Origin of the sequence: Anabaena sp. CA = ATCC 33047, from assembly GCF_963870205.1 — a bacterium.
Classification (GTDB): Bacteria; Cyanobacteriota; Cyanobacteriia; order Cyanobacteriales; family Nostocaceae; genus Trichormus.
Window position 1 is genome coordinate 46,656 of record NZ_CAWMSA010000001.1, and the last position, 10,742, is coordinate 57,397.

At 41.7% G+C, this 10,742-nt stretch carries 3 protein-coding genes; 1 reads left to right on the top strand and 2 read right to left on the bottom strand.

Annotated elements, in window-relative coordinates; translation table 11 throughout:
• Positions 1 to 7 precede the first annotated feature (7 nt).
• Positions 8 to 9,259 carry a phytase gene (locus AACS98_RS00205; protein WP_084386860.1) on the bottom strand — a complete coding sequence of 3,084 codons (9,252 nt, stop codon included), beginning with the start codon at positions 9,257 to 9,259 and terminating at the stop codon, positions 8 to 10.
• 217 nt (positions 9,260 to 9,476) lie between these two features.
• On the opposite strand from AACS98_RS00205, the gene AACS98_RS00210 reads away from it, so the two are divergent.
• Entirely contained in the window at positions 9,477 to 9,734 is a 258-nt protein-coding gene (locus tag AACS98_RS00210) for a hypothetical protein (protein ID WP_156481653.1), read from the top strand.
• Here the strand turns inward: AACS98_RS00210 and AACS98_RS00215 are convergent.
• Positions 9,715 to 10,686: a class I SAM-dependent methyltransferase gene (locus AACS98_RS00215; protein ID WP_066374820.1), complete on the bottom strand. Its 972-nt coding sequence runs from the start codon at positions 10,684 to 10,686 to the stop codon at positions 9,715 to 9,717. The two genes, AACS98_RS00210 and AACS98_RS00215, sit on opposite strands and share 20 nt — an antisense overlap.
• Positions 10,687 to 10,742 lie beyond the last annotated feature (56 nt).

Consider the following 10,742-nt stretch of genomic DNA (forward strand, 5'->3'; position numbering starts at 1 on the left):
AATCAAGTTAAATTAAGACAAACTGGTTGGAGTTAGTCACATTCAAACCACTGGCTTGAATACCAGTCAGAACAGCGAGAGTTTGATTGTTAAAGCTAATTTGAGTATCAGCACCAACTTGATTTAACTGGAGTGTTGAGGTTGTAATTCCTAAGCTGACAGCACCAAGAATACCAATCACATCAGTACCTACTTGGAAGTCAAGAATAGTATTGGCTGCTGTGGGTAGTTCTGTATTAACAATCCAGAATTGATCAGCACCAGCACCACCAGACAGCAAGTTACCACCACCAGATTGTACCCAGAATTGGTCGTTACCATCACCACCTAAAGCGCGGTCATTGCTACCCAGGTAGAAGATATCATTACCAGCACCACCAGACATCCGGTTGCTACCTTTACCATCAGTAGCTTCAAAGATGTCATCACCATCGCTACCAAAAACGCGATCGCCTTTGTTGACAGTGATAATATCATCACCGCTACCAGCATTCACCCGGTTGTTACCGCCAAAAGGTGAAATTACACCAAATACAGTATCAATTTCATCTTGACCTGCACCGGTGAAAATCGTATCGTTGATGCCATCAATTTTGACATTGCTGGTGGGGTCGTTAGCGATCGCTGTATCATTACCCGCAGTTCCCGATTTGACACTCGGTGCTTCAGCAATAGCAGCAGTCACACCCAAGCGGGAATCAAGGGCTAGGGGTTGTTCCAGTTCCAACACCACCATCTCATTGTTGTCTATCGCTGGGGGACGACCGATAGAGAAGGGATAGTTGTTATCGTTGGCGACTAGAATGGTTTTGTTGTCAATCACTAATACATCTTCAATGGTCACGAAAGGCATATCATAAGTATTGTTGCCATCACCATTGAGATCATTGGGGTCTTGGATGTTGAGCAGGTTTGCTACTTCCTGTTTCGAGACAAACCCGTTAGCATCAATCTGACTGAAGTCTACCTTGAATATCTTCTTGAAGGCGGCAGCACTACCTTGTCCACCATCCCGTTCAATAACTAAGAACTCGTTGTTATTGATAGGAGTAAAATCACCGATCGCATGACTGGGATTTGCTAATTGATAGTATCCTAATAGACCTTGGTAGGTTTTGCTGGCGACATCGAATTTGTAAATTCTGACAGAACCAGCAGGATCACCGACAACAGTACCTTCCAGCATGGGATAGAGAGTTTGGCGATCAGGGCTAAATGCCATACCTTCAAAGCCCCGTGAACTGCTCAAGTTTGCCGTTACCAGTTCGCCATAGTAGGGGTTGTTGGGGTCATTGCTAGGGTTAGTGTAACCAGTACCAGCGAGGTAATCATTTACTAATACCTGCCGTCCTGTTTTGGGGAAGTCGGTAAAGAAACCATCTACACCCAAATCAATGAACTTACGGAACTCTGCACCAGGGTCGTTGTTGTAAGTATCAGGAAGGAAGAACTCGTCATTTCTTAAGGTGTAGAGATGGACGAGCAAACCTGCTGCATGGGCATCTTGGATTAAAGTTGTAGGTGTGCCTAAAACGCGATCGCCATCACTAATTACACCATCCCCATTCAAATCATCAGGCTGACCATCGTTGTTGTTATCCACCGTCAACTGGGGAACGATGCGCTGTTTGTTAGGCCCAATACCTTCCGCATAGGTAGCAATTTCCGCCAACCCTGCGGGTGTGGAGAGGTCAGTATAGGTACGAGTATCACCACTGACTACAAAATCATAAGGTCTACCTGAACCACCGAACAATTGCACCAGAGGAATATCAACCCCGGCGGCGGGCATGATGGTGTTATTGAGTTCTTTGAGGTTGCTGACTTCAAAGGACTGAATGAAGATGCGAGTAGGATCGGTAAAGTTCTCAGCTTTGAGAGTATCTATTAAGATTTGGCTGGTGTTGAAACCTTGCTGTTGGAAGTAGGTGGGGTGTTTGGTTTCGGGATAGATACCGATTTGACGACCGGTTTCTAATTCGACTTCTTTCACCAAATCAATGACTTCTTTCAGGGTAGGAACTTTTAACCCGTCATCATCAAAAGCAGTGCTACGTAAAGCCGGGAGACGTTCAATCGCATTCAGTTGTTTAACTTCTGCCAGGGTGAAGTCTTCCGCAAACCAACCAGCCACATTGCGACCATCTAAATTTTTGATTGTCAGGCGATCGGCAAATTCTGCACGGAGATAAACATCGGTGCTGGTGTTGGTGGTATTAATAACAGGGTTGCCGTTAGCATCACGTTGAATTGTGCCATCGGTATTGAGAACCGCGACTGCTAACATCGGCTCATGACGAGCAATTAATACACCATCTTGGGTGACGGCTAAATCAGGTTCAATGAAATCTGCACCTTGAATGATGGCTAACTTGTATGCTTCTAGGGTATGTTCTGGACGTTCACCACTTGAGCCACGATGTCCGATCACTATCGGAGCTTGACCATTGAGGGTATCAAATTCGGGTTGAGATAAAACAGTGGGATTTTGGGGCGATCGCACTTCATCAGCCGTAATTTGATCACGCACCAAATCACCTGTACCGGGGAAATCGGTAAAGTAACCATCTACACCCAAGCTAATGAATTGACGATACTCTAATTCAGGATTGTTATTGTAGTTTGAAGCTAAGAAGCGTCCTTCATTGCGGAAGGTGTAAGGATGAACCAGCAACCCTTCCTCATGAGCATCACTAACTAAGCTGCTAGGTGGTAGGGTAACTTTATCCGCATCGTTAATTACACCATCATTATTTAGGTCGTCAGGCTGACCATCATTATTATTGTCTACAGTCCTAACTGAGACAATCATCCGTTTCCAAGGGCCAATCCCGTCAGCATAGGTAGCAATTTCCTGTAACCCTTCAGGAGTTTGCAAATCTGCATAAGTGCGGGTATCACCTGCCACTGTGAAATCATAGGGTCGAGCATTCACACTTTCGTATAAAAGTGTGCCATCATTTGCCACATCGTAAGCGTCCAACAACTGCACCAAGGGAATATCTACACCTTCGGCGGGCATGATGTTGTTATTCAAATCCTTGAGGTTGCTAACTTCAAAGGATTGAATAAATACGCGGGTGGGGTCAGTAAATTCTTTGTCTTTGAGGGTGTCAATCAGTTTTTCTTCCAGAGACAAGCCCAAATTGTCGTGATAGGTGGGGTGTTTAGTTTCGGGATAAATACCGATTTTCTTACCCGTTTGTGCTTCCACCTCTTTGAGTAAATCAATGATTTCGCCCAGGGTGGGAATTTCCAGCACACCATTAAACACCTGATCGCGATAACCTTGGGGCATGACAGCACGCAGGGTTTTAATTTCTGCCAAGGTAAAATCAGAAGCAAAGAAACCTTCTTCTTCTACCCCATCTACCATCATCGTCTTTCTACGGTCGGCAAATTCGGGACGACTGGCGACATCAGTAGTATTAATCAGGTTGGGTTCGTGACGGGCAATTAATACCCCATCTTGAGTAGATACTAAATCGGGTTCGATGAAATCTGCACCGCGCAAAATTGCCAGTCGGTAGGCTTCTATGGTATGTTCTGGCAGTTCTCCACTAGCACCACGATGTCCGATAACAATCGGTGCTTCACCGTTGAGAGTGTTGAGTTGAACCGGGTTAGGTGTGGGGATGGGTGCTTCTAATAAAACACCTTCACTATTGAAATGTAGTAAGTATGGCCCAAACTCATCACCTATCCAGATATCCCCATTGGCATCAATGACAAAGGACTCTATATCAAAGTCAGCCCCAGTCAGTTGCCGTGTTGCGGTGTCATGATTGACAATATCAAAGGGGATTAAGTTGTTGGGGTCAGACAGTTGAATAAAGCTTTCAACCGCAACAGTGCCATTACCATTTTCTGAACCCGCAAAATTGGGGTTAACTTGGTAAATCCGCAACAGAAAATCAGCACTGTTGTTTTTAGCTCCAAAACCGTTATCTGCTAAAAACCAAAATACATCACCACCACCATTAGGCGCAAACTGTACACCGCTAAAACCTTGCACTGGTTGACCAGGGAAGGGTGTAGGACGGCCATTTGTTGGGTTATTTACAGCTGCACCGGATACAGGGCCAGCAGCGAAAGTGTCAGCAGGAAGAGATGCAAAACCTTTGAGTGTCACCATAGGAGAAGCTATATTTACAGTCGTTGAAGTTTGGTCGTCTTCTAGTGGATTGTTATTACCTGCCTGAGAATCCAAGTCAGGTTGATTTTGAGCAGTAATTTCTGCTCGATTAGTCAATGCGCCACTTTGGTTAACCTTGGCGGTTATTGTGAGGGTGCGGGTGGTATTACCTGCAATTTCTCCCACATCCCAAACACCAGTTTGATTGTTGTAAGTTCCCTGTTCTGGTGTTGCAGAGATGAAAGTAAATTGCTGTGGTAATAAGTCTGTAACTTTAATACCGTTAGCAACAAGTGGGCTGTTATTAAAGAGGCTCAAAGTGAAGGTTACTTCTCCCCCTATCACTGGGTTAGTAACATCTACATTTTGACTCAACTCTAAATCAACACTAGCTATGCTGTTCGGTAGTTCTAAAATCCCCAATTTTTCAACAGGCGTATTACCACTAACGTTAAAATCGTTATCATTAATTAACGCCAGAGTGTTGTCTGAAACTAATGCTAAACCTTCTAATTTTTCAACTCCTGTGTAACCTAATTGGGCAGCATTAGCAATCAAACTTTTGCTAACTGTTTGAATATTAACAGCCGCTAATTCTGCTGTGGTTAATTGTTCAATAGTTTTACCATTTGGCAAGGTAAAGTTAGCAGGATTATTAATATTAGTTGCCCCTGCTAAATTAATTTGGTAGATGAGTTTATTGGAAGTGTTATCACTTCTATCATCTCTTTCGACAACGGCAAATTTACCATTACCTAATGCAACAGCATCACCAATTTTGTCGGTTCTAGCATTACCACTACCAGAAATATCATCAAGTAGGTAGAGATATTCCCCAGTAACTTGTTTGGAAATAATGTCAAATTCCAAAATTCTCAAATTACGGGAATTTCGAGAAGTTGCATCATTATCAACATCTGGGTTATCAATGGCACTCTGAATAAAAGCATAAAGCTTGTTACCTTCCAGTGCTACTGCTTCAAAACCTCTGTTATTGCGTCTTTGGGCGTAAACTGCTGGTAATACTTCTGTGCCGAAAGTACCTGCTGCTGCGTCTGGGTTGAGTGCTGTGGCTGTTCCTTGGGGAATATAACGATTAATTAATTTACCGTTACTGTCAAAGTGATAAATTGCTGGTCGATATTCGTCAACCATCCAATAATCACCGTTTGGTGCAATGACAATTCCCTCTAAATCAGCCCCTAATGTGTCATTAGTTAAAACATTACCATTCAAATCAACACCAACTTCATCAGTATAAGCTAAACCACCTGCTACAGCTTGCAAATTTGGTAGTCCTGTTAATGGTGTTGTGCCATCTTCACGGAATAATTTTGTGTGCTTGGTGATAGTAATCTCACCTGTTTGGCGGTTGAGTTCAAAACTGACTATTTCTGGTTGAAAGTTGGGTAATAAAAATGGTCGATTTTGACCTGTGGGTTCTCCATTTGGCCCCCGGTCTGTGTGGGTGACAAATTGTAAATTACCATTAGGTGCAGTACCTTGAAAATACAAGCCAGAGAAGCCACCTAAAAAGATATCTTGACCTGTGCTGGTTGTGCCTAATTTGGGTAAGTTGGTAAATTCGTAATTAGTTAATCTGGGTTGCATTACAGGGTTGCGGGGGTCGTAACTGCTAGTGTCAATGTTTAATGTTTTGGGAAAAGCATTAGCGATATTTTCCCAAGGTACAAACTTAAAGTTGCTATTGATGTTTTCTAGTTCGCCATCATCTTCGACTAATGTAGCTGGGTCGTTATTACCATCTTGGGTGACAAATAAACCGAATGGGAAATTAGCACCAAGGGGAACGTTAATGACATCTGCACCATCTGATTCTTGTACGCTGTCAATTGACCCATTGTTACCAACAGCAAAACGTCCTAAAAATTCGTTGTTACCTTCACGGGTGTAAACTGCAAAGGTGTTGTCTCCTTGACTAGATGCGAGTAGATAACCTGTACCGTTTGCACCGTAGTAAATAGTTAAACCTTCTACGTCATCGACAAGATTTTGACCACCCAAATCTTTGACTGTATCAATTAGTTTACCGATATTACTACCGTTGGGTTCTGCATCAAATTTCCAAATACCGACATTTTCTTGACCGATGTAGAGAAAACCGGTTTCTTGGTCTGCAACCATGCCCTCGGTTTGAGGGTCGATATCATTAATTGTAGGTACGGTAAATTGTCTGACTCGTTCTGCACCAATTCTACCGTTGCCCATGTCGATTAATTTAAACTGGGCGATGTCTCCTGTTTGTCTGCGTCCAGTGAAGACATAATAATCATTGGTGAAGGGACTGCGATATATTGTGAGTCCGTAAGCACTGCGGCTAGATGGAGAATAAGGTGGTAGGAAAGGGGTATTTTGGAAAATTGTGCCGATGTTGTTGTCGGTGATATTTTCTAAATAATTGCCGTTAGTGGCATTGGGGTTTATTTGGAAGATTGCTAGTTGATCATTATTGCGATCGCTCGCTACTGCAATGTCAATTTCTGCACCACCTAATGTAAACCCATATTGCAAATCAATGTTGTTGTAGCGAGTGTTATCAGGATTAATGGTTTGTAACAAATTACCAGACAAATCATAAACCCGTAAACCGCCATTTTTGACCGCAGTTAATACTAAACTTTGGTTAGTGTCGGTGGGATGAACATAAATGGCCGGGTCATCAGCATCCGCCCTCTGACTAAAAGGTAAATTAGGATCATCCAACAAGTCAGGACGAGTTTCTACTATGGGTGTCACTGTTGGTACTACATCTGCACTCAAAGCCAAAATTTGGGTAAATTGAGTTGCATTAAAGTTATTGTCACTCACTAAGACAATAGACTGTCTACCATCTGCCAATTTCGGCCCAAAAGCCAAACCTTCAATATTATCTACACCTGTAGGATGATTGCCGTCACTATTCGGCAAGTTGAGGGAGTCTAGATTTAATACGAGGCGTTTTTGAGCAGGTTGAATAGCTGCTAATTCTTCCGTGCTTAAACTATTGAGAGAGTCAATGGTGCTGATATCAGTAGCACCTTGTAAGCTGATTTCGTAGATTTTGATGGTGTTACCTTGTCCAACAGCAAAAGAGCGTTCTAAAGCTAATAAACTACCCCGGTTATCTATGGCTAATAAATCTACTAAACCATTATCAGAAAAACCATTACTAGGGTTAGGTGCTTTGGGAATAGGATCAACTATGTAAAGATATTCTTTTTCTGGTTGTCCTGTGACTAAGTTGTATTGGATAATCCGAGAATTACTCCCAGCATTTAAGGTAGTGCGATCGCCATCTTGAATTAAGGCGTTTTCTGTCGCTGTATATAAGGTGTTTTGATCAGGTGAAATTGTTAAACTTTCAAAAGCTAAATTGTTCCTTACTCCTGAAGTTTGGGTTTCACCACCACCTAAAACACCATCTTGGTTCAGGTCATTAGATAGTAGTTGAAATTTAGCAGGAACAGCAAATGATCTAATTTCTTCCCCTGTTGTCAGGTTAAATTCTTTAATGAAGGGTTCAACAATCCGACTAGCACTGATTTCTCCTTCTGAAGAAATCAATACTGTACCATTATTTGTGAAGGCAATCCCTTCTGGATCAAGGCTATTAGTTGCAAAAGGATTACCATTGCTATCCTTGAGTTGTATAACCTTGGTAAAGGTGACTGCATTGGTAACAGGGTCGAGAGTGAAAGTATAAAACCGGGCATTAGATGAGCGATCGTCAGCAATGGCATAATATTGATTATTAGCCGCATCATAAGTAACACCAGACAACCCACCTACAGCTAAATCAACACCATTGATTGATTGAGCATCCCCAGTAGGAATAAATCCTGTGTTAAATATAGTTTGCTCGTTAAATTCTGCACTAACAACTGTTTTTCCGGCTTCAGTTGCACCCACTTGCACATCTGCATACACCAAGCGATGATCTGAACTGGGAAAACCACCGGGGAGACTAGAGGTAAAAGTACCCACTAAGGGAAATGTGGGAACAGTATTGCTAGGCCAAAAGACTCCAGAATTACTAATTTGTAAGTCCGATGAAGGTAACACATAATCAGCCCGCAAATTTCCTGGGCTTGTATCAGCAAAGTCTGCGGTGTCAAAAGCCGGATTACTCTGATGATTATTATTTGCACCACCCTGTAAAGTTGCCTGTTGAACAGCACCGGGACTGCTAGGAATTACGTTAGTATTAATGTTGGGATTTTGCAAAAGTTGCAGAATAGCTTGATTGTAACTATCACCATCATTGGGGTCTGCATTTTGATCCCCCATAATTACAAAGCTAGAGCCAGCCGCTAACCCGCCAGTTTGACCCCCATCATCATATATATAATCACCTTGACCGGGAGTCACATAATCAGCCCAAAAACGAATTTCGTCATGGTTGCGCTTACCATTGCGGTCTTCTGCACCATCAAATACAGGTGGTGTGGGATGACTAACTAAAACATGAACTGTCTCACCGTTGACGAGAATGGGGACATCCCAATGACTCTTAGAAGAAAGACGCAGAATATTAATTTCTTCAGGTGAATAAAAGCCATTGAGATTTTCATTCACCGCAGTATTAGGATCATCTACTGTTGGGTCATTAGTCAACAGGTTTCCTGGCATATCCTGCCACAAAAAGTTTTGGAAGGTGCGAACCTTAGCAGTATCAATGGGATATTTTGACAGTAGCAACATCCCAAATTGTCCGGGGAAATTACCGAAGCCAAAAGCATCATCACCGTATCCGGTTGTACCGGGTGTTGTCACCGTTGCACCGTTATTGTTTAAGTCAAACCCAGAAGCTATACCTGTGTTAGAGGGAGCTATATAAAAGTAGGGGTAAGTGACAGGTGTTGCACCATTCTGACTAACTTGTAGGAAATTTTCTCTCCAAAGATTGACAGCTTCGGGAGAATAGTCAAACTCATTAATCAGCAATACATCTGGATTATTGCGCTGTATAATTTCTGCAACTGTTTTAGCTTGGTTGACTCTAGCCTGTGTTGCTGCATCATTATTAGGATTATCAAAGTTAGTTAAATCAGATACTAATTGCCCGGCTGCGTTCCGGTTAAGGGAAGCATTGAATTGGGCAAAACGAATTGTGTTTGTTGCCATTTTTTCTTACCAGGGTAAATGCAGATTTTGCTTGGCTAAAGATAACCCGGTGATGGGAATTGGTAGATAATGGCCTCAAAATATCAGTCAAAAGTTAAGATTTTATTGTCTAATGTTGAACATTGATTAATCATTTTTTAACGGTTACTTTAAGAGGATGTCTAAAAAGTCAAAGAGTCTACGTAAGGTTATTTTGTTAGTATAAGAATACTTAAGTATGCCAGATGCGAGAGCATACCTGTTCGCGCAACGTCGCGTCAGACAAGTCAACGCTTCTCTTATCCTGACCTACGGGACGCTGACTTTCCTGCTAACGCGAATGAAAGGCTGTACATTTCATTGGCGTAGCGTCCCGCTTATGGATATTAATCAAGCCTTTAGAGATATTGCGCCTGCAACATCTCTAAAGAGCTATGAAATTAATCAAACTTACTACTTTTTACCCAGTCTAAAAATTAAGTTTTGCGGAACATAATTGCCATCTCTGTGTGCAAACTTAACCAATAGCCAAAAATAGCGTAGTAAATAAATTTACGGGAGGACAAAGCTTTTTTTAATTGGATTGGTTGAAACACTACATTGATAGTACCATCCAAAAGGCGTTGATACTCATTCCAAGCACGAGTATTTAACCCAAACCAAGGTGTATCATGAAAAGCTCGGTCAAAAAAATCTACAGGTTTCCATCCCTGATTCATTCCCAGAGATTCTAGTACACTGCGAGTATAAATATGCAGGTGATAAGGAACATGAACTGAGTTATAAAAATCAGATATGTGAGGCTGAGAAAGGTCTATATTAGCTGCATTTGGTGTGCCAATCAAAATATAACCACCAGGCGCGAGTAAGGAATCTAATTCAGATAATAAAGCACTTGGTTCTTCAACGTGTTCAATAACGTCTTGAAGCAATATGTAATCAAATGGGCCTTTTTCCAGAATTTTAGCATCGCCAAAATTTTCCTTTGGCGCATAAGGATCGTAACCATAACAATTGGTAAAATTCTGTTGTTGTAGATACCTGACAAACAAACCAGTACCACAGCCATAATCAAGAAATGAATGGTGTTGAGAAAAACCATGCTGAGATAGCTGTTGGCGTAGGTTTTTATATAAAATTTTTAAAGTCCATGTCATTACGGCTTGAGTAAAAGGATATTTTGCATAGTAATGACTAAGCTCGACTACATCTAAACAATGAATAGACTGACACTGCGGACACCGCCAAACTGGGAATTTTTCATGGTGAAAAGCTCTAACATTGCAGAAAAAAGTTGTAAATGCTGACTCATCTGTTTCATCTACACAATAATCACAAATTGAGCATTTAATTCGTTTCTGCTGATTGTTGTTTGTATCTAATGAAGAGTCATTACGTGGATTTAGCAGAGAAAGATTGGAATAATCACCAATCAGATTTTTAATCATTTAATTTGCAGAACTAAAATTTTCTCTAGTATAGGTTAAATGAAAAAATGCTAAAT